This is a genomic window from Streptococcus sp. KHUD_012 (assembly GCF_052588255.1).
Genome location: NZ_CP159355.1, coordinates 1,819,340 through 1,841,104 on the forward strand (window position 1 = coordinate 1,819,340; position 21,765 = coordinate 1,841,104).

The 21,765-nt window shown below is 42.2% G+C and carries 16 protein-coding genes and 2 pseudogenes; all 18 read right to left on the reverse strand.

What is annotated here, in order from left to right; genetic code table 11:
* Positions 1 to 139: 139 nt before the first annotated feature.
* Positions 140 to 1,522: an amino acid permease gene (locus tag ABVF55_RS08860; protein WP_070674546.1), complete on the reverse strand. Its 1,383-nt coding sequence runs from the start codon at positions 1,520 to 1,522 to the stop codon at positions 140 to 142.
* A 163-nt stretch (positions 1,523 to 1,685) separates the two neighbouring features.
* Positions 1,686 to 1,943: a DUF896 family protein gene (locus ABVF55_RS08865; protein WP_003010384.1), complete on the reverse strand. Its 258-nt coding sequence runs from the start codon at positions 1,941 to 1,943 to the stop codon at positions 1,686 to 1,688.
* Positions 1,944 to 1,976: 33 nt separating this feature from the next.
* Positions 1,977 to 4,013, reverse strand: coding sequence for a glycine--tRNA ligase subunit beta (glyS, locus tag ABVF55_RS08870; RefSeq protein ID WP_445285245.1), 2,037 nt, complete (start codon positions 4,011 to 4,013; stop codon positions 1,977 to 1,979).
* Between the two features lie 208 nt (positions 4,014 to 4,221).
* Positions 4,222 to 5,139 (reverse strand): glycine--tRNA ligase subunit alpha, encoded by a 918-nt coding sequence (glyQ, locus tag ABVF55_RS08875; RefSeq protein WP_002886077.1) that lies wholly within the window; start codon positions 5,137 to 5,139, stop codon positions 4,222 to 4,224.
* A 336-nt stretch (positions 5,140 to 5,475) separates the two neighbouring features.
* A complete protein-coding gene (locus tag ABVF55_RS08880; RefSeq protein ID WP_445285246.1) occupies positions 5,476 to 9,906 on the reverse strand; it encodes a S8 family serine peptidase in 4,431 nt (1,476 codons plus the stop codon).
* Between the two features lie 268 nt (positions 9,907 to 10,174).
* Entirely contained in the window at positions 10,175 to 11,017 is an 843-nt protein-coding gene (locus ABVF55_RS08885; protein ID WP_445285247.1) for an aldo/keto reductase, read from the reverse strand.
* Positions 11,014 to 11,232, reverse strand: a complete 219-nt coding sequence (locus tag ABVF55_RS08890) for a hypothetical protein (RefSeq protein ID WP_445285248.1) — start codon at positions 11,230 to 11,232, stop codon at positions 11,014 to 11,016. Before ABVF55_RS08890 ends, ABVF55_RS08885 begins: the two co-directional genes overlap by 4 nt.
* A 172-nt stretch (positions 11,233 to 11,404) precedes the next feature.
* The gene (gene nagA, locus ABVF55_RS08895; protein WP_195529446.1) at positions 11,405 to 12,562 is read right to left on the reverse strand and encodes an N-acetylglucosamine-6-phosphate deacetylase; all 1,158 of its coding nucleotides are present in this window, start codon (positions 12,560 to 12,562) and stop codon (positions 11,405 to 11,407) included.
* Between the two features lie 154 nt (positions 12,563 to 12,716).
* Complete coding sequence (locus ABVF55_RS08900; protein ID WP_031575242.1) at positions 12,717 to 14,348, reverse strand: Na/Pi cotransporter family protein; 1,632 nt, start codon at positions 14,346 to 14,348, stop codon at positions 12,717 to 12,719.
* A gap of 449 nt (positions 14,349 to 14,797) precedes the next feature.
* Entirely contained in the window at positions 14,798 to 15,148 is a 351-nt protein-coding gene (gene rbfA, locus ABVF55_RS08905; protein ID WP_003003976.1) for a 30S ribosome-binding factor RbfA, read from the reverse strand.
* Between the two features lie 74 nt (positions 15,149 to 15,222).
* A pseudogene (infB, locus tag ABVF55_RS08910) lies at positions 15,223 to 17,718 on the reverse strand (translation initiation factor IF-2); the annotation flags it as partial.
* Between the two features lie 95 nt (positions 17,719 to 17,813).
* Positions 17,814 to 17,937, reverse strand: a pseudogene (locus tag ABVF55_RS08915) (translation initiation factor IF-2 N-terminal domain-containing protein); the annotation flags it as partial.
* Positions 17,938 to 17,953: 16 nt separating this feature from the next.
* On the reverse strand, positions 17,954 to 18,253 hold the full coding sequence (locus ABVF55_RS08920; RefSeq protein ID WP_003010399.1) for a YlxQ-related RNA-binding protein: 300 nt from the start codon (positions 18,251 to 18,253) through the stop codon (positions 17,954 to 17,956).
* Positions 18,246 to 18,542, reverse strand: a complete 297-nt coding sequence (gene rnpM / locus ABVF55_RS08925; protein WP_445285249.1) for an RNase P modulator RnpM — start codon at positions 18,540 to 18,542, stop codon at positions 18,246 to 18,248. The genes ABVF55_RS08920 and rnpM overlap by 8 nt, the downstream gene beginning before the upstream one ends.
* Before the next feature lie 14 nt (positions 18,543 to 18,556).
* The gene (gene nusA / locus ABVF55_RS08930; RefSeq protein WP_445285250.1) at positions 18,557 to 19,699 is read right to left on the reverse strand and encodes a transcription termination factor NusA; all 1,143 of its coding nucleotides are present in this window, start codon (positions 19,697 to 19,699) and stop codon (positions 18,557 to 18,559) included.
* 44 nt (positions 19,700 to 19,743) lie between these two features.
* On the reverse strand, positions 19,744 to 20,223 hold the full coding sequence (gene rimP, locus ABVF55_RS08935) for a ribosome maturation factor RimP (RefSeq protein WP_003003953.1): 480 nt from the start codon (positions 20,221 to 20,223) through the stop codon (positions 19,744 to 19,746).
* 97 nt (positions 20,224 to 20,320) lie between these two features.
* Positions 20,321 to 20,956 (reverse strand): tRNA (guanosine(46)-N7)-methyltransferase TrmB, encoded by a 636-nt coding sequence (gene trmB, locus ABVF55_RS08940; RefSeq protein WP_024056398.1) that lies wholly within the window; start codon positions 20,954 to 20,956, stop codon positions 20,321 to 20,323.
* Positions 20,953 to 21,747, reverse strand: a complete 795-nt coding sequence (gene ccrZ, locus ABVF55_RS08945; protein ID WP_003003852.1) for a cell cycle regulator CcrZ — start codon at positions 21,745 to 21,747, stop codon at positions 20,953 to 20,955. The genes trmB and ccrZ overlap by 4 nt, the downstream gene beginning before the upstream one ends.
* Positions 21,748 to 21,765: the final 18 nt, after the last annotated feature.

The following is a 21,765-nucleotide window of genomic DNA, read 5'->3' on the forward strand; positions in this document are numbered from 1 at the left end:
GTCGAGCAAGACGCAGTGGTTGAGTGGGCTCTACTACGCTGATTTCATCAGCTTTTACAGCCCTACTCAACTGTGCGGAGGTGGGACGACGAAATCGAATTCTAACGAATTACCGATTTCTGTCCCACTCTCTTGCGGTTTATTTACTATGTTTCCAATTGCTGTAAATCCCAAAAAGAATGATCCAGATGGTTGCTCCAATCGCTCCAATGTATGTTGATTCTTGCAAGAAGAGACAAACGAATACGAAGAGGAAGAAAACAATGGTCAATGGATTCAACACTTTATAGGCTGGCATGACAAAACCATCTGGCATAAATTCTTTCGATTTACGGTACTTAAGATGGGCAAGCATCGTCAAAATGTAAATAGCAATGTAGACACCAGAAGAAGATGCCGTAATCAAGGCAAAGGCATCTGAGACACCTGGCAACACATTGATAAAGGCTGAAACAGCAACCACAATCGCAGAAAAAATAATCGCGCGACTTGGAATCCCCATACGAGATAAGCTATTCAGTTTCAAACGATTCATCACTTTGCTGTTTGGTGTTTCTTTTGCAATCTGGTACAAGTGACGCCCTGTTGAATAGAGGGTGGAATTCAAGGAAGATGCAGCAGCTGTCAGTACGACAAAATTAATCAATCCAGCTGCCCACTTGATTCCTACCATCTGAAAGACCGTTACAAACGGTGACTTATTGACAGGAAGCTGTTGCCAAGGGAAAATAGCCATAATCGCCAACAAAGCTCCTACATAAAAGATTACAATCCGGATTGGAATTTCTTTAATAGCTTTTGGCAATACTTGTCGGGGATTAGCTGTTTCAGAAGTAGTAATTCCAACAAATTCGATTGCTTGGTAAGCAAAGAAGACCATTTGGAAGGCCATGACGAACTTGACCCAACCATTTGGAAACATTTGAAAACCATTGGTAATGTTACTTAAGCTAGCGTGTCCAGCTGGTGTTTCAAAATTCGTCGTCACCATAAAGATTCCTGTTGCGATCAAGGCTAAAATCGTGACAATCTTGATCATTCCAAACCAGAATTCAACCTCTCCAAAAACCTTCACAGCGATCAAGTTTATACAACTTAAGAGCGCTAAAAAGATAATTTGAATCTGCCAGGCTGGCCAATTTGGAAACCAAAGCTGGACATAGTTGGAAACAGCGGTGATCTCTGCCATTCCCAAAAATACCAAGGAGACCCAATAGGACCATCCTGAAAAATAACCCCAACCTTTTCCTATATACTTGGTGATAAAGTTGATAAAGGTGTGTTGATCAGGGTCCATATAGAGCATTTCTCCGATTGCCCGCATCATCAAGTACATGAAGGCGCCAGTCAGCATATAGACTAAAATAATAGAAGGACCTGTCAAAGAAAGGGAACGACCGGCTCCAAGAAAGAGTCCTGTCCCGATGGTTCCTGCAATAGCGATCAGCTGAACATGCCGATTTTGCAGACCACGAACCATCCCATTTCCGGTTTCTTCACCAGGATGATGTTTTTTTGACATATGATTACTCCAATTCTTTTTCTGTACATTTTCAGAAAAGTATACTTCAAATTTTCACACAATCTACTATACCATGTTTTTAAAAATTGGTCAATCTAGTCCAGAATATTCTGAATTTTAAAGATACAAAAGAGTGCTGGAGTCTCTTCCAGCACTCTTTTGCTTATGAATTAGGGTCATCGAGGCTACGGCCATGCAAACCTTTTTCACGTTGCACTTGGCGTAGTTTCTCAGGTGTTACATCATTTCCTTCTTCATCCACAATTTTAATACCTTCAATGTGGTGACGAACCGAACGACGATAACCTTCAATGTATTCTTCACGAAGTTTTGCTTGTTCCACTGTTTCTTCTGGTGTCAAACCTTCTGTTTTTTTCTTTTTAGCAAGCTCATTGATACGAGCGATTTTTTCAGGTGTCATAATAAAACCTACTTTCTACCTGTCATCAGGTACTTATTTTGTGTTCAATTGGTTGAAGGCTGCAACAGCGTTAGCTTTAGCTACAAGGCCCGCAAGAAGGGCCAAACGGTTGTTTTTAACCGCCTCATCTTCTGCCATTACCATAGTATTGTCAAAGAAAGCATCAATGACTGGGCTAAGAGCAAAGAGTTGAGCCAATTTGTCACTAGCTGAACCAGTCAATTCAAGATCTTCAATTGCTTTAGCAAGGGCTTTTTCTTGATCGTTTTCAAAGAGACTGGCATCGACTGCTACTGAAGCATCTGCTTTTTCTGCCAAGTTAAAGGCACGAGAGAGGGACTCAACAGCCGCCTTATAACCATCGGTCTTCGCAGCTTCTGAAAGAGCTTCAGCTACTTCCAGCATATCAGCCACGACAAAGTTTGAACCAGCAAGAACAGCGTCTTTGATATCTTTTGGTGTGCGTCCCATCATCTTGTCCACACGCGCCTTGATGAAGTTGAGCACTTCTGCTTGATTGTCATAAGAAAGACTATCAAACGACAGACCGTAAAGGCTGTCAATCAACTCATCCATAGGGATATGCCAACCAAAGGCATCCAAGATACGAACAATCCCTTGTGTTGCACGACGAAGTGCATAAGGGTCATTGGAACCTGATGGAATCAAGCCAACTGAGAAGAAGGAAAGAAGGGTATCCAATTTATCTGCAAGGGCAAGAATGGCACCAACCTTAGTCTCTGGAAGGGCTCCGTCTGCTGAATCAGGAAGGTAGTGCTCACGGATAGCTGTCGCAACCGCAGCATCTTCACCAGCAAGGAGGGCGTATTTTTCACCCATGATTCCTTGCAATTCATCGAACTCTCCGACCATACCCGTCAAGAGGTCAAATTTGTAGATTTCAGCTGCACGAGCGACGGCTGCCGTTTCTTCAGCAGTCAAACCAGCTTGCTCAGCTAGTGACGCTGCAATGACACCAGCACGCGCCATGTGTTCTGAAAGAGAACCAATTTTTTCATGGAAGGTCACGTTCGCCAATTTAGCAACGAGGTCTTCAATCTTCAATTTTTGGTCTTCACGCCAGAAGAATTCACCATCTTCAAGACGTGCCACCAAGACTTTTTCATTTCCTCGGATGACATTTTCCAAGTGCTCAGCGTTCCCATTACGGACGGAGATGAAGTTTGGTTTGAGCTTACCATCAAGGTCACGTACAACAAAATACCGTTGGTGCGTTTCCATTGAGGTCACCAAAACTTCTTCTGGAACGTCCAAATATTTGGTGTCAAAACTTCCCATAAAGGCAGTTGGGTATTCGACCAAGTTCAAAACTTCATTCAAAAGTCCTTCTTCGATTTGAACCTGAACACCTTGATCTGCCTCGATAGCCTTGATTTGCTCACGAATCATGTTTTCACGTTCTTTGCTATCCGCAATCACATAAACGGTACGAAGGTCTTCTTCATAAGAATCCGCATTGGTAATTTCCACTTCGTGCCCGAGGAAACGGTGCCCACGGCTCACACGACCTGAGTGGATATCCAAGAAATCAAGGTCGAGCGCTTCATCACCCAAAAGAACGATCAAGGTATGAACTGGGCGAATGTATTCAAAGGTGTTGTTAGCCCAGTGCATGCTAACAGGGAAGGTCAATGAAGCAAGCACCTCTGGAACGCCAGCCAAGACTTCTTTAGCTGGTTTTCCAGCTTCGTGCTTCGTAACATAAACGTACTCTTCCCCTTTGACTTCACGGAATTCGATATCATCAACCGTCAAGCCTTTTCCACGGACGAATCCTTGAGCCGCTTTTGAGAAGTTTCCATCTGCATCCAAGGCGATTTTCTTAGAAGGTCCTTTAAAATCTTCAGTCAAATCCGATTGTTGGTCAGCTAAACCAATAACACGGACTGCCAAACGACGTGGTGTTGAGAAGGTTTGAATGCTTTCGTATGAAAGACGGTTGTCATCCAAGAAGGCTACCATTTTCTCACCCAGTTGTTTTTCACTTGGTGTGACAACGTAGGCTGGCAACTCTTCAAGTCCAAGTTCTACTAATAAGTTTTTTGTCATGTTTTTTCTCCGAAAAATATCTTTTTTTCCAGTTTGCCTTATGTGATTGGCACGCAAGCAACCGACTTCGTCGTTTCATTGCTAAAATTGGAGCCTAAGGTCTCCAATTTTGCCTGGTATCGTTAGTTTCTCTAACGATACCTTTATCACTGCGGCAACTGGTTCTGTAGGATTGCTCTATCATCCAATCCCATCTAATACGCTCTCTTTACTCTTCCTCTTCTGCTAGGAGTTTGGCGCGTGTTGCTTCGTCAAGAAGTGGGTAACCAAGTTTCTTGCGTTCTGCGACGAAGGTTTTGGCTACGACACGGGCCAAGTTACGGATGCGGGCAATGTAGCCGGCACGTTCTGTAACGGATACTGCTCCACGCGCGTCAAGCAAGTTGAAGGTGTGTGAACATTTCAAAACGTAGTCATAGGCTGGGTGAACAAGGCCTAATTCCAAAGCACGCCCTGCTTCTTTTTCAAATTTTTCGAAGTTTTCAAGAAGCATATCTTGGTCAGAAACTTCAAAGCTGTATTTTGAGTGCTCGTATTCTGGTTGAAGGAAGATTTCTCCGTATTTAACGCCTGGAGCCCACTCGATGTCGTAAACAGAATCTACTTCTTGGATGTAAGAAGCCAAACGTTCCAATCCGTAAGTGACCTCAGAAGTTACCGGACCAGTTGCCAACCCACCCACTTGTTGGAAGTAGGTGAACTGAGTGATTTCCATACCGTCCAACCAAACTTCCCAACCAAGACCAGCTGAACCAGTTGATGGGTTTTCCCAGTTGTCTTCAACAAAGCGGATATCGTGTTCCAATGGATTGATCCCCAATTTTTCCAATGACTCAAGGTAGAGTTCTTGGATGTTTGATGGTGATGGTTTCATCACCACTTGGAATTGGTGGTGTTGGTATAGACGGTTTGGGTTTTCCCCGTAACGACCATCCGCTGGACGACGTGATGGTTCTACATAAGCCGCATTCCATGGCTCAGGACCAATGGCACGAAGGAAGGTATATGGACTCATTGTCCCCGCACCCTTCTCGTTATCATAAGCCTGCATGAGCATACAACCCTGGTCATTCCAGTATTGTTGCAAAGTAAGGATGATTTCCTGGAAAGTCAATTTTTTAGACATGTTTTACTCCTTATTCATAAAGTTTCTTGTGACTTAGGATACAAAAAGAACCGTGTCTCTGCTCCTAAGTCTATGACCTAGGGGCGTCAGAAACGCGGTTCCACCCTAATTTATTACTTCATTTTATTTTACTTTACTCAGCTTTTTACTGAGAGAAAGCGCCACTTGCTTACTTTGCTCTACTTGGCTCTCACTATCCCAAGCTCGCTAGAAAAACGCCGTAAGCCCTTCTTTCTTGACTAGTATTATAGCAGATTTTTAGTGACTTGTAAATTAAAATCCGCATGAAACAATCGTTTCATACGGATTTTAGGCTAACAAACAAGGTTGTTTTTCTTATGGACGTCTCGCAGCTTTTGGTTTTTTACCATGAAGTTTTTTCTTGGCATTCTTCAAGGCTGTCAAAGCATCTTTCACATCTTGTTGGCTTGCTCCTGGATTTGAAAGGATGGTTTGTGCATCCTTGAAGGCTGCTAGGTAAGCTTCTTTTTCTTCATTTCCAGCATAGATGAATTTCGCATTCTTTTCTTGGAACTTCAATTCTTCCTTGATGTATTTTTCAAGGCTTGAAAAATCAGTTGCTTTCCCGTTTAATTTTCCTTCCGCACGGCTAAGCTCAGCAAGTGCTTGATTGATTTGTTCTTGTTTCACAGTTGGATCAACTGCAAGCAAGGCAACTGTTTGGAAAGCACGATCGTAGTCGCGACGTACTTTTTCTTTGGCATTGGCATAACGACCAGTTTTAGTTGTAGCATCGTAAGCCTGCATGGCTTCTTTCAAGGCCGCAACGTTTGAATCTTTCCCATCCAAAGCTTGGCTGGCAGCTTCAAGACTAGCTAGAGCTTGGTTGACTTGCTCTTGACTAACCTTGTTGGTCAAAGCTGCTTGGGCAGCTTGCAAGGCTTGATCATAGGCTTCCTTCTTATCCGCACTGGCATTGAAGTATTGCGCTGTCTTTGTAACATCTGCTTGGTTGTTCAAAGTAGCCAAGAGATCCACTTTTGAGATCACTCCAATACGATAATTGTTGTTGCGTCCTGCGACAACTGAGATCACTGGTGCCTCCTCAGCTAGTTCATAGCCTGTAGGAAGAGTTGCAACCAAGGTATATTGACCAGTTGCTACAGATTTACCAAAGCCATTTTTACCATATTTTTCAGCAGGCAAGACAAAGTTTTCACCATCTGCCCCTTTTAATACGATCGTAGCTGCTTTTGAAACCGGTTGATCAAAGCTGATGCTAACTGGTGCATATTCTAAAGTATTGGCAAGGAAAGCAATCGTTTGGAAACTATTATCCTCTGTCAAATCAAATTCTTGTGTCAAGCTGCTGACAAATTTCACTTCTGTACGATCATACGTAAAGATTTCTGCAGTATAATGACCAAAGTTCAAGAAGTTAATATCTTTTGTCTTATCAACTGACACATATTGACCATTACTATCTTTGATTCGGTAAACATACATAGTATCCAAATCTTTGTTCGTTTTAGCGTTACGAACTGCGATTTGAACCCGACCACTATTTTGATCCCGAACTAAATCAGCTAGTGAAACATAGTCTACATTCCCCGCAAAGTCTTCTACATAGTAGTAGATATTCTTCTTATCGATGTTTTCAGGAAGATCGAAGCTACCATCTGCATTGGCCTTGATCACATGGTAATTTTCAAGCGCACGTGTACTATTCTTATCTTCACTGGTTTGGACCATTGTCCCCTGATCATCAAATGGAGTCACATAGACGAGTTTTTCAGTTAAGATACCACCATCGCCAACATCTTTGGCTTTACGTGCTACAAACTGTTGAGCCCCATCTTTGAAACGGATATATCCAGATGTGATCACTGGTTTTTGAGTATCAACCCGAACCTTGAAGGTCGTTGATTGCTCCTCAGCTCCAGGAACCATTGGGGTGTAACGGATGACATAATCATATAGACCATCTGCTACCGCATTTCCATTCGCATCAATACCATTCCAAGCAGTATTATCTAATGTGTAGCTGCGTGGGTTCTTTTGGTCACCGTTGAAGAAGTTCTTACGATGGTCAGATGGAGTTCCTTCCCACAATGGATTTTTATGTTCCGTATCACTTGCTGCGTAGACACTTGCACGAAGGTTTTCAATGTTTCTAAGGGCAACTGTCTTGTATTCGACGAAATCTTTATTTCCATCTTCATTTGGTGAAATGGCAATGCGAACATTTCCGTTTTCATCTAGTTGAAGGGTGTGAGTTCCTTCTGCATTTTCGTCAATACCAAGGACTGTAATCCGACGACCATCTCGTTTTCCTTGAGTGAGAAGGAAGTCATTTTGCTGAGTGACGAGCGCAGAAACATTCGCACTAGAAGAGATATTCAAATCTTTTGGAATATGGTAGTAGAATCCATCTTTTCCTTCGCGAACCAAATCATAGACTGGCTTTTCAACAGCGGGAAGGTTTTGGAATTCTCCCTTGAAGCCCATAAATGGCAAGCTGACCACATCTCCATCATCAGCCGGATCAACAAAGCGAACAAATCCTTCAAGGAAATAGCCGTTTGGCATTTCTTTGCTCAATTCTTCTGTAAATTTACTTGTGTCAACTTTCACCGTAACTGTTTCAGAACTATGTGCTTTCACAGTCACTTCTGGCCAAGCTGTTTCAGTCAATTTACGTGGGCGAAGAGTAAATTTACCATCTTTCACTTCATCTGTGTCAGTATTCACCAACATTTTCAAGGTACGATCGGTATCTGAAATATTGTGAACCGTCACATCAAAGGTAAAGCTATCTCCAACGTTACCAAGAGTAACGCTTGGATAGTTGTTTTCACCGGTCACATACAAGTCTGTTGAAACGGCAGCTGCTGTGTCAACAACCCCTGCTCCTTGTTGACGAGGAGAAGTATAAGCACCCGTTTCTTTGTTAACGTGTGGTTTAGCCGTAGACATGATCAAGGCTTTCACTGTTTCAGAAACTTGTTCTGGAGTCAATTCTGGATGGTTCTTCACAAGGTATTCTTTAACCAAGGCTGCAACACCTGCTACGTGAGGTGAGGCCATACTAGTACCACTCATATCCCCATAAGTATTGTCATTTAAAGAAGAGAAGATATTCCCACCAGGTGCAGTGACATCTGGTTTCAACTGACCATCTGTTGTTACACCCCAGCTTGAAAAATCAGACAATTGGTCTGCTTCTGGAGATGGACGGTTGGCCATGGTATTGTTAAAGACAACTTTGTAAGATCCAGCTTTAAGAGCTTCCCCATAGCGTTTTGAAATGAAGACTGATGGAATTTTCTTAGCATCCCCATCAATTGACATCCCAAGGTTTGATCCTTCCACATTATTGTAGACCAAAGCCCCTACTGCACCATGATGGAGAGCATTAGCAATTTTTTCTGTGAATGGAATTTCTCCACGTTGAATAAGCGCTAATTTACCAGTAAGATCTAGATCTTTGAAATCATCTTCTTTCCCAAGACCAACAGATACATACTCATATTCTTTGCCTTTTTCAAAGTCTGTATCTGTTGCAGATTTACTGTAGTCAAATTTCCCGTTATCTAATTCTGCATTTCCTTCAAGGCCTTTGACTTCAAAAACTTCTGTGGTAATGATTTTATTGTTGATAGAAGCAACAGAGATGGAGTCCTCTACTGTTGAAGGATTTCCGACCAAGCCGTAATCTGGATTTTCTGCAGCTGGTCTTGAATAACCATTCCCAAAAGTATTGCTATTTCCTGCAGAGATTAAGACAGATACGCCTTTAGCGCGCGCTCGTTTAATGGCATCCACAATATCTGAATCCGCATTGACCGTAGAACCAGTCGTAGAGCCAAGACTCATGTTGATAGTATCTGCACCAAGAGCTACAGCATCATCAATTGCTTTTACATAAAGAGCAGATCCCGTTGTTTTTTGACGATCTGAGAAGACACGCATAAACATAACTTGAGCTTCTGGTGCTACACCATAGATCTTTTCTCCGTTTCCTGCTTCTTTATCAGGATTCCCTGTCGCAATCCCTGTAACGTGCATCCCGTGAGAATCTCTTTCGGCCTCTTTAATATTGTCAGTACCATCAAAATAGTCATAAGCATAGACAACTTTGTCGTTGTACCATTTACCATAATCAATTCCTGCTGCTTTCTTAGCAGCTTCGATTTCTTCTTGGTTTTTAAACTTAGCTTTAGAAGGATCGGTAATCCGAAGAACCTCGTGGTTCACATCCAAGCCAGAATCAATGACGGCGACAACCATCCCTTCCCCTTTGTAGCCTTGCTTCCAGGTTTGTGGAACAGTAATAATCTCGTCACTTTCGATGCTTTGAGGTTTTTCAGCTGCCTCATGGCGATTCGTTGTTTCCGAACTTGTCGCAGTAGCCACTTCTGTCGCTTTTTCTACAGATTTTTCTACAGGTTTTTCCGCTACTTCCAGTTTTGTTTCTGGAACAGCAGCTGCCTCTTTCGGAGCTTCTGTTTTTTCAACTACAGCTGCTTCTGTTGTATGACTTGTCTTTTCAGCAACTGTTGCTTCATTTGCAACTGCTACTTTCTCACTAGCAACTGCTGTACTTGCTTCTGTTGCTTGTGAATGCTCTTCTTCAGCAGGTGCCTGTTGACTGTTTGCTACAAGCTGTGTCCCAGCGCTCGTTTGACCCGCTGTTTGTTCTTCTGCACTCGCTTGTGCAGATCCAAATACCAAAACAGCCCCTAATAAAACTGAGGCTACACCAAATTTGTATTTCCTTAATGAAAAACGCTCTTGTCTATTCATAGAAACTCCCCTTTTATTTTAATAGTAACTATTATAACGCAAAATTATCTGAAAATTCATTCAAAAATGAATTGTAACACAATTGTAATATTTACGTATATTACTAATTATTAACTTATTTTCGTTCGGAAATTTTTGAAGTTGACCGGGAAAATATTATAGAACATCTGTTTTTGTTGGATTCTTAAAATTATTTCATATTTGAAAGGTTTTTAAAAACCGAGAACGAAACTGTCCTCGGTTTTCATTAATGAATAGAAATTCTCTTTTAAAAATCTTTGGTGTCCGGATCTGGTGCACCTGCTTCAACCGGAAGATGGCGCAGGAGTTCCACATCATCTGTCGCCAATTCAAAATCAAAGCAATTTAGATTACTCGCAATCCGCTCAGGCGTAACCGATTTTGGCAATGGAAGGAAGCCTTCTTGTAAACTCCAAGCTAAGGCTAGTTGAGCAACGGTCTTTCCATATTTGGCAGCCATTTCTTTTACTTGTTCATTTTGGAACAACTCCCCTTGGCCAAAAGGTCCCCAAGCCTCTAGTAAGATACCATGCTTGCGACTTACAGCAATGGCTTCGCTTTGGTAAACCCCAGGTGCTAGACGAATTTGGTTCACAGCTGGGATGACCCGAGCTGTTTCAAGGAGCGCTTCCAAATGATGAGGAAGAAAATTGCTAATGCCAATAGCCCGAACCTTACCAGCAGCTAACATATCTTCCATGGCTCGCCAAACCTCAGCGTTTCGCACTTTCCAAGCATCATTTTCTCGAAGGGGGTTTGGATTTGGCCAATGAATCAAATAAAGATCGACATAGTCCAAACCCAGTTTCTCAAGAGACTCGTCCAAAGCAGCTTGAGCATCTTCATAGGTGTGATGAGTATTCCAAAGTTTTGTGGTAATAAACAAGTCTTCGCGTTTAAGACCACTATCCTTGATCGCCCGACCAACGCTCTCTTCATTTTGATAAATCGCAGCTGTATCGATATGCCGGTAACCTGCTTTTAAAGCAGCTAAAACAGCCTGATAGGCTTCTTCACCATCCGCTGCTTTCCAAGTTCCAAATCCCAATACAGGAATCTCCACCCCATTATTTAAACGATAATGATTCATTTTCTCTTTCCTTTCTTCGATTTCGGTTTCTTAGGCCCTCGAAGCTTGAGCTCTGGCTTAAAAATATTTTTCTTGGTTGGCTCCATCTTCTTGCTATAAAAACTATAAACTAAGAATGCCCCACCAACGATCACAATAAAAATATTTTTTCTTACAATACCATAGAGCAAGAAAAAAATTCCCATCAATAAAAAACGTATATCAATTGCCTTCATAAACTACCTCACATTTCAATTCCCATTATAGCATGAAAAGGCAGCATTCACAAAATTGCACTACCATGGGTAAACAAAAAAAGATGCTACATACTGATCCCCCTATGAATACATCACAAAAACCTCTCTAGGTATGACCTAGAGAGGTTTGTTCTATCTTCGATTCTTGAATCTAGTTCATAGCTTGGTAACGTTTGACCCCATCGAGATAGGTCGCCACCAGATCCAAATTTTGATCAAGCACAATGAAGTCCGCATCATAACCTTCTCGAATTTGACCACAAACATCATCAATATGGACTGATTTTGCCGGATTGAGACTAGCCATCATCACTGCTTCGTAAGGGTTGGCAATCCCCCACTCTACAACATTTTTTAATCCATCTTTCAATTTCAAGATTGAGCCAGCCAGATTACCAGTTGATTTCAAGCGAGCAGTCCCTTCAGCGACCACGACTGGAAACTCCCCAAGCATGTAGTCCCCGTCTTCTAAGCCCCCAGCTGTCATACAGTCCGTAATCAAGGCAACATTTTCTTTTCCTTTTTGTTTCATCAGGATATCACAAGCTAGCGGATCAACGTGATGACCATCACAGATCAACTCTGCTGTAGTATGAGGCAACTCATACATAGCTCCAACCATACCGAGTTCACGGTGAGTCAAACCACGCATACCATTATAGGCATGCACCCAGACACTCGCACCTGCATCAACCGCCTTTTTAGCTTCTTCAAAAGTAGCATTGGAGTGTCCCAGGGCGACTGTCACTCCTTCTCCTGTAATGGTTCGAACAAAGTCTTCTACCCCTTCACGCTCAGGAGCAAGGGCAATCTTATTCAACAGACCATTAGCCGCTTTTTGCCAAGCACGGAATTCTTCCATACTTGGATCTTTCATATAAGCTGGATTTTGAGCTCCCTTGTATTTTTCTGTAAAATAAGGTCCTTCAAAATAAATACCGCGAATCTTAGCGCCTGTTGCTTCTTTGTATCGTGCACCAATATTTTCAGTTACCGCCAAAAGTTGTTCGTAAGAGGAAGTCAAAGTCGTAGGCAAAAAGCTTGTGACCCCGGTACTCAAGAGACCTTCACTCATGGTATGGAGAGTGCCTTCGATATTATTATCCATCACATCTACCCCACCAAATCCGTGAATATGGGTATCTACGAGGCCAGGCGCAATGCTGTAACCAGAATAATCCAGCACATCCGCACCTTCTGGTAAGCTTTCCACATGTTTTCCAAACTTGCCATCAACAAGCTCCAAATAGCCTCCGCGGCGAACCCCATGTGGGTAATAAAATTGATCTGCTTTAATATATGTAGACATAAAATCGTCCTTTCCATTGTAGGAACTGTGTTCCATTTATATTCATACATATTATAACGCTTTCACTTCTATTTGTAAATGGTCTAGACCTATTTTTGAATAGAATCCAACAAAAAAACAGAGTAAGCTTCCTACTTACTCTGTTTGACGTTCCTTAAATTTGATCGATTTGTACTTTTTCAGCCAGATTCATGGCATGGTCTGCAACTCGTGTATAGTGAGAAATAATATCAATAAAGTTCACTCCGGCTTGAGGTGTACATTCACCTTGGTTCAAACGACGAATATGGGTTTTCCGAAGTCTTTTCTCCAACTTTTCAATTGCCTCGTGACGTGCTACCAATTGGTTTGCAAGACTCACATCATTGTTCTCAACAGCTTTTAAGGCATCCTCTACAAATTGATGGGTTTGGTTGTAAATATCTTCCAATTCAGCCAAGGCCGCTTCTGAAAAGACCACTTTCTTACGAATTAAATAATCGGTCAGATTGATCAAGGCTTCCGCGTGATCTCCAATCCGCTCCAAATCCCGTGAAGAATCCAAGATATTGGTGAGAACTTCACTTTCTCTCGGACTCAAGGCTTCACTTGACAAACGAATCAGGTAGCGAGTCAAATCATCATCAATGGTATTGATGGCTTCTTCTGTCTTATGACCCTTTTCAGCTGTTTTCTCATTTTGATGAACAATATAATCATAAGAAAGATTAAAAGCTTTGTCTGCATATCCACCTAAATGAAGCAACTCTTTTTTCGCATTTCCAAGAGCAATCGAAGGCGCTTGGGTGATCAAGTTTTCATCCAAGTAGAGCGGTTCATATTTGACAACCTCATCCTCACCAGGAATCAGCTTGGTCACAAAGTATGCCAAAGCTCCAATGAATGGGAACTGGATGATGGTATTGGTTATATTAAAGGTTCCGTGAGCAAAGGCTATGGTCATTTCTGGGGATAAATGAAGAGTCGTTTCAAACCATTGAATCAAAGAGGTAAACGGAACAAGGAAGACAAGACAGATAATGGTTCCGATAACATTAAAGGCTACATGGGCACCTGCCACACGTTTGGCCGCAATATTAGCTCCCAAGGAAGCAATGATAGCTGTAATGGTCGTTCCGATATTATCACCAAAGAGAACTGGGAGGGCTCCTTTCAGGTCAATCAAATGACTAGCATAGAGATTTTGCAAGATACCAATGGTTGCAGAAGAGGCCTGAATCAAAAGTGTTAAGCCTGATCCAACAAAGACACCCAAGATAGGACTTTTACTTAACTGCACCATATAGTCACGAAAGACTTGCAAATCTTTAAGAGGTTCCATAGCCCCACTCATCAAGTTGAGGGCAAAGAAGATACCACCGACACCAAAAACGATTCGTCCAACATTATTAACCAAACGATTTTTGGTAAAGAAGAGACAAACCGCTCCGATAAAGAGCATGGGAAGAGCGTAGTCTCCTAATTTAAAACCAATGATAAAGGAGGTAATAGTCGTTCCAATATTGGCCCCCATAACAATACCAATAGCTTGACGGAGGGTTAGAAGTCCTGCACTCACCAGACCGACCGTAATCACTGTAACCCCTGAACTCGACTGAATCAAGGCAGTCATCCCAATCCCTACTAGAACCCCTAGAAAGGGATTACTCGTATATTTATCAATATAGTATCGAAGTCGATCTCCTGCAGCCTGTTGCAAGCCTTCTCCCATGGTTTTAATACTATAGAGAAAGAGCCCCAGGCCTCCCAAAAAGTTAAATACAATTTCCTGCCAGTTAATCGACATGTTCATTCCTCCAAATTTGAGATCAGAAATAAAACTCCTCTCCTATTGTAAAGGATAATTTCCAATCACACAAGAGATTTCTGTAAATTTCTATTATTTTTTGAAACCGTTTTTTCCTTCTGTTTTATTTTCCTCGTTTTAAGAGCCAAAAAAAGAGGTTGGAAATTTCCAACCCGAGACTGTAGACAAACTATTCTTTTTTATAAATCTAATAAATTCTATAAAAAGAAATGTTACTCGTTAGAGTGATTCAATCATCTACTGAAACTTTTCGTCGTGAGAAAAGTACCTGAAACTTAATAGTTTCAGGTACTCGGAATTATTGAGACCTTAGGCTCAATAATTAGTCATGGAACTTCGAAGAAGTTCGCTGACGTCCGTACTCACCTAAGGAAAGTTTCTAAGAAGACTTTGTCTTTCAATCTGGGCGTGGAAAATTTCCAACCTCTCTAGTCTTTGTTCAAATTGCGCAACATCTCATCGATCTTATTCCCGTATTCGATGGATTCGTCTTTCACAAAAGTAAGATCTGGAATCTTGTACAATTTCAGATTCCGACCTAATTCACGCTTGATGGTTCCTGTTGCTTTTTCAAGGCCTGTCTGAGCCTTTTGATTGTCTGAAGCCAAATCACTCATAATTGAATAATACACTTTGGCCATAGACAAATCACCTAGCATTTGAACATCCGTAATGGTGACACCTTGAACACGCGGGTCACGGACTTTCTTTTGTAAAATCTCGTTGACTTCACGCTTGATTTCCATCCCTACTCGGTCTGTCCGAAAATGACTTGCCATAGGAACTCCTTTCTGCTCTGTGTTTAAAAACTAGGAAATCAGAGGCCCCCCCTCTTTTTTCCTAGTCAGCTTGCTTATTTTTTAATTTCTTCCATGATATAGGCTTCGATAGTATCATCTGTCTTGATATCATTGTAGCCTTCAATCATCAATCCACCTTCACGACCATTTGTGATCTCTTTGACATCATCTTTGAAGTGTTTCAAGCTTGCAAGAGCTCCGTCGTAGATCACGACACCGTCACGAATGACACGTACTTTGGAATCACGTGTAACCTTACCACTGAGGACCATAAATCCACCGATGGTACCCACTTTAGAGACCTTAAAGGTTTCACGAATAACTGCTTCCCCGATGACTTTCTCTTCGAACTCAGGATCCAACATACCCTTCATGGCATCTTCCATTTCTTCAATCACTTTGTAGATAATTGAGTGAAGACGGATTTCCACCTCGTCAGCTTCAGCTTGTTGACGTGCTTGTGGAGTAGGACGGACGTTAAATCCGATGATGAAGGCATTTGAAGCTTCTGCAAGGGTCACGTCTGATTCGTTGATCGCACCAACTGCTGAGTGAACGATGGTCACTTTCACACCTTCTACTTCAATCTTTTGAAGGGAAGCAGCAAGGGCTTCAACCGAACCTTGTACATCGGCTTTAATGATGACATTAACAGATTTCACTTCCCCAGCCTTCAAGGTATCAAAGAGATTTTCAAGGCTGACGCGGTTGGTTGCTTGACGTTGTTTCATCAGAGCACGTTTGGCACGTTCTTCACCCGCTGCACGCGCTGATTTTTCATCTTCATAAACCGCGAAGTGGTCACCTGCCATTGGCGCTTCGTTCAAACCAGTGATAGAAACCGGAGTAGATGGTCCTGCCACCTTCACACGACGTCCAAGGTCATTGGTCATGGCACGGACACGTCCAAAGGTATTTCCGACAACGATTGGGTCTTGAACATTCAAGGTACCTTGTTGAACAAGGAGAGTTGCCACCGCACCTTTTCCTTTATCCAAGCGCGCTTCGATAACAGTACCGATGGCACGAACAGTTGGATCTGCCTTGAGTTCTTGGATTTCAGCCACAAGAAGGACCGTTTCCAAGAGCTCATCGATATTTTGGTTGAACTTGGCTGAGATTTCTACAAACTCAGAATCTCCACCCCAAGCAGTTGACATAACACCGTGTTCAGCCAATTCACCGATGACACGCTCTGGATTAGCTCCTGGTTTATCGATCTTGTTGATGGCCACAATGATTGGAACATTGGCAGCTTTTGAGTGGTTGATGGCTTCGATGGTCTGTGGCATCACCCCGTCATCTGCTGCTACAACCAAGATGGTAATATCGGTAACAGATGCACCACGAGCCCGCATAGAAGTAAAGGCCGCGTGTCCAGGTGTATCCAAGAAGGTAATCTTCTTACCATTTTCCACGATTTGGTAGGCACCGATGTGCTGAGTGATTCCTCCCGCTTCACCAGTTGCTACACGTGAATTACGAAGGGTATCCAAAAGGGTAGTTTTACCGTGGTCAACGTGTCCCATGATGGTGACAACTGGTGGACGCTCTACCAACTCATCTGGATTCAAATAACCATCTTCAACGAAGAAGCGTTCGATATCGGCATTGTCCACTTCAACCTTTTTCTTAGCTTCAATTCCATAATCCACCATCAAGAGTTCAATCGTATCTCCATCCAGCGATTGGTTTTGAGTCGCCATGACTCCCATCATAAAGAGTTTCTTGACGATTTCAGCCGGTTCACGCTTGATGCGTTTTGCGATTTCTGCAACCGTCATTCCATCCGTATACTCAAATTCACTTGGTAATTCATGGAATTTACGCTCTGTTACTGGTTTTGGAGCATCATTGCGGTTGTTCTTTCCTTTTTTATTTTTCTTATTGTTATTCCAGTTACTATTTTTCTGATTTCTCACTTGATTTTGACTATTTCGATTCCTTTGTTGTTTTCTTGGACCATCTTCTTCACGATCAAAATCATCGCGTTTCTTATCTGGTCGCGCTTGTTTCTTCCGACGTGTATCGACTTGAGCTGGAGCAGCAGCAACAGCTGGTTTTGTACGGTTCTCAACAGCTGGCTCCTGTACCGGTGCTTTCACTTCTGGTGCTTCTACCCGTTTCCGGCGCTGTTGACGTTCTTGTTCTGCTTTTGCAGCTTGTTGTTTGTAGCGATCTTCACTTCCACGTGCGTACTCAGCATTTTGTTCAGCTTTCAGTGCCGCTGCACGCGCTTTGAAATCAACTTTTGGTGCCACTTGGGGTTGTTCACCACGTCTTTGATCTGGTCGGTTATTGCGACGATCAGAACCTTGATTTCGTTGTTCATTTCGCTCTTGTGGTCGTTGTTTTCGGTTGTCACCATGACGCTGATTGTCTTTGCGATCACGTTTTGGACGATTGTCTTGTTGTTTCCTACGTTCAGCCTGTTCTTTTGCACGCGCTTCTCGTTCCGCTTTAAAGTTACGACTCTTTGGTTTAGCAGCTGGCGTTACTGATTTTGTCTCAGTTCCTCCTTCTTTTTTGACGGGCGCTGCTTCTTTTTTCTCTGCGACAGCCGTTGCCTTGGCAGCCACTTCTGCTACTTTCTTTTCGACTGTTTCTTTTTTCGCTGCAAAGCTCTTGATCAACTTTTCAGCAACATCAGTATCGACACTAGATGCATGACTCTTGACGTCAAAACCTAATTCTTTCGCACGAGTGACGACTTCTTTACTTTCCTTGCCCAATTCTTTGGCAATTTCGTATAATCTTTTCTTAGACAATTGCTGTCCTCCTCTTCTATTCCATAAGAGACCTCATTTTCTTTGAAAATCCAGCATCTACAACAGCGACGACCTTACGGGCACGTCCAATTGCAGTGCTTAATTCTAGTGTTGAAAACACGGTAGATACTTGAACCTCATAATAGTGACCCTTATCTGTCACCTTTTTTGTCAGGTTACTAGCTGCATCATTCGCCAGAAAAACTAATTTTGCTTTTTCTTCCTGGATGGCTTTGATCACGAGTTCTTCTCCAGAAATGAGTTTTCCTGCTCTTTGCGCCAAGCCCAACAAATTACTTATCTTTTGCTTATTCAAGGCCTAACTCTCTTCTCTTCACCTTATGATCTACATAAGCGATCAATTCATCATAGAAAGCTTCTTCCACTTCCATATTAAAGCTACGATTAAAAACTTTCTTTTTCTTAGCAAGTGCCGCTTCTTCATTGTCTAATTTGATATAAGCACCTCGACCATTGGCTTTGCCAGTTGGATCGATAAAGACTTGTCCTTCTTTATTTTTGACAATGCGGAGCAAATCACGCTTATCAATAATTTCATTTGAAACGACAGATTTTCTTAAAGGGATTTTTCTTATTTTTACCATTTTCCCTCCCTCTCTTAATCGACTTGCTCTTCGCCACTTTCTACTTGGTCTTCAAAAGTTTCTTGAGCTGCTTCCATTTCTTCGAACTCACTAGCAGATTTGATATCAATGCGGTAACCAGTCAAATGAGCCGCCAAACGAACGTTTTGACCACGACGACCGATGGCAAGAGATAGTTTATTATCTGGAACCACAACGAGAGCATGTTTGCTATCTTCATCATCAAAAATAACTTGGTCCACTTCTGCAGGAGCGATCGCATTGTAGATAAATTCAGCTGGATCTGGAACCCACTCGATGACATCGATGTTTTCTTCTGTCGGAACCATACGGTCTAATTTTTGATCGTATCGAGCTGGGTGGAACTTGCTGGTAATCTTTTTAATGTTCGATCCACCACGACCAACGATAGTCCCAATCGCATCTACGTTTAGATTATGGCTACGAACCGCAACTTTTGTACGATCTCCAGCTTCACGCGCTACACTCATAATCTCAACAGTTCCATCATAAACTTCAGGAATTTCTTGTTCCATCAAACGTTTGATCATTTCAGGATGGCTTCGGCTAACAAAGACATTGACACCACGTGGATTATCTTCTACCTTGTAGACAAAGACTTCAATCCGGTCATGAGATTGGAACACTTCTCCTGGAATTTGGTCTTGCTTAGACAATTGAGCTTCGATTGAGCCAAGATTGACATAGATAAAACGATTGTCAAAGCGCTCCACCGTTCCACTCATGATTTCATTTTCATGCTCTTTATAAGTGTTATAGGTGATGGTTCGCGTTTGCTTACGCATTTTTTCCATGATCGTTTGTTTAGCAGATTGAGCTGCTACACGACCAAATTCAGCTGGTGCTTCTTCAAACTTGATCTTATCCCCCAACTCATAAGCAGAGCTAATGGCCAAGGCATCCTTCAAGCTGATTTCTAAACGGCTATCAAAGACTTCATCCACCACTTCACGAACCGTATAAACACGGAAATCTCCAGTTTTTTCATTGAATTCAATCGCTGCACTTTCTGATTGTCCATAACGACGGCGATAAGCTGAACGCAATGATTCTGTGACGGCTTCGATGATATCTTCTTTTTTGATCCCTTTGTCTTCTTCCAAAATGCGGAAGGCTTCTAGCATTTCTTTACTCATGTTTTTCTTGCCTCTACTATAAAGGCATCCTTTCTTTCATTCTGTTACAATTTTACAGCCAACCTTGCTTTGGACACAAGGTTATAAGGAATATCCACTGTTTTCTTTCGTGTTTTATCCATATACTCAATGGTCAAAACATCCTCTTCAAAACCTACCAGGTTCCCCTCAAAGACCTTTTGCTTTTCAACAGCCTTGTACAAGCTGATATTGACGTACTTACCAACAGCTCCCTCGAGTGCTTCCTTGGTTTTCAAAGGTCTCTCCAAGCCAGGACTGGTGACTTCTAAAAAGTACTGTTCTGGAAATGGGTCTGGTTTGATTTGATCCAATAGCGGACTGATGATTTCTGTCAAATCCGCTGTATCATTCAGTGTGATTCCTTCTGGTTTGTCTACGAAAATGCTTAAGACGTAGTCACCACCCATTTTGCCATATTCAACATCAACCAATTCAAATGGTTCCTTTATAGCTGGCTGAATCACTTCTGTTACTAAGTCAACAATCGTTGCGATGGTTGCCACCTCCTCATAGATAAGAGGCGAAGATATTTCCCCGCCTCTCCTTTTCTATTCATTTAATGTATTATAGCACGATTTCCCAATGATTGCAAGGAATATGCTAAAACTGTGCTTCTACACGGTAAATGACCTGGCCTTTACTTGAGAACTTCTTCTCATATTCCGTCATGACATTGCCCTCAAAGTCACTAGCATGAAGGTCTAACCAGACTCCCTTCAAAGTCATTCCATATTGCGAAAAACTCACCAAACTGTATTCAAACAAACCTCGGTTGTCTGTTTTAAAGTGAATCTCCCCATGTTCTGGAAGAATTTGCTTGAAGGTATCCAAGAAGGTCTTGTATGTTAAACGACGCTTCTCATGACGTTTCTTAGGCCAAGGATCTGAAAAATTCAGATAGAGTTGATCGATTTCTCCATCTTCAAAATAGTTGGTCAAGCTATCCCCGTCTACCCAAAGCAATTTAATATTAGGAACATCAGCTTCTAAGACCTTATCTAAAGCATAACTCAAGACTGATTTTTGAATATCAATTCCGATGTAGTTGATCTCTGGATTGGCCTTGGCCATCCCAGTAATAAAGGCCCCTTTTCCGCTACCCACTTCGATATGAATAGGATGGTCATTCCCGAAAATTTCATGCCATTTTCCCTTGGCATCTTCTGGATTTAGGACCACATATTGCGGGTTCGCTTCTAATAATTCAGTCGCTCCCTTGCGATTTCTAACTCTCATATTTCCTTTCCATATTTCAACCGGAAATTGCGCAGAGCATAGATCTCGCGATTGACATTTTCTAAATCATTATTTTCATAGTATTTAGCAATTTGGCACAAGAAAGAGTATTGACCAAACCAATAGAGTTTATCAAATACTTTTTGATTGTACTTGTAGCCATAATAGCCTAACCAATCGCGCCAATTAGAATCTGGGATATAGTGACTCAAGATATGCGCCACATCCAACATCCGGTCTGTCAAACGAACAGAGTCCCAATCGACTAGATAAATCAAGCCGCTCTCTGTTTCAATCCAGTTACTATGACGAACATCCCCGTGGACGATCGTCGCATAATCCTCCCGAAAGGCAGGCACTGTCTTACGTAAATTCTTTACGACTGATTGGATATAGTGGTTCTGACGTAGGGCAATTGGCAACCGATTGCTCCAAGAATTGAGCAATTCTAATGGAGATTCCACAGGATAGCCAAGTTTTTTCAATTGGGTCATCAAAGGTCTAGAACGGTGCAATCTCGTTAAAATATTGACGACTTGTTTTTTCGACATCCCATTTGGCGTGAGAATTTCCCCATTCAACCATTCTTGGGCACTCATCACATTTCCATCTGGCAATCGTCGACTCCATAATAATTGAGGAGCAATCTGTTCTTTTGCTAGACCCGCAAGGATTGGGGTCGTATTCATTTTTACAAAAACGCGCCCACCATCTGGGTAGGTCCCCATGTAGGCCTTCCCACTCTTCCCAGGAATTGGGGTGAGGCTTAGCTCTTTTTCATTCGAGTCCATCTTTTCCTCCGTAAAAAG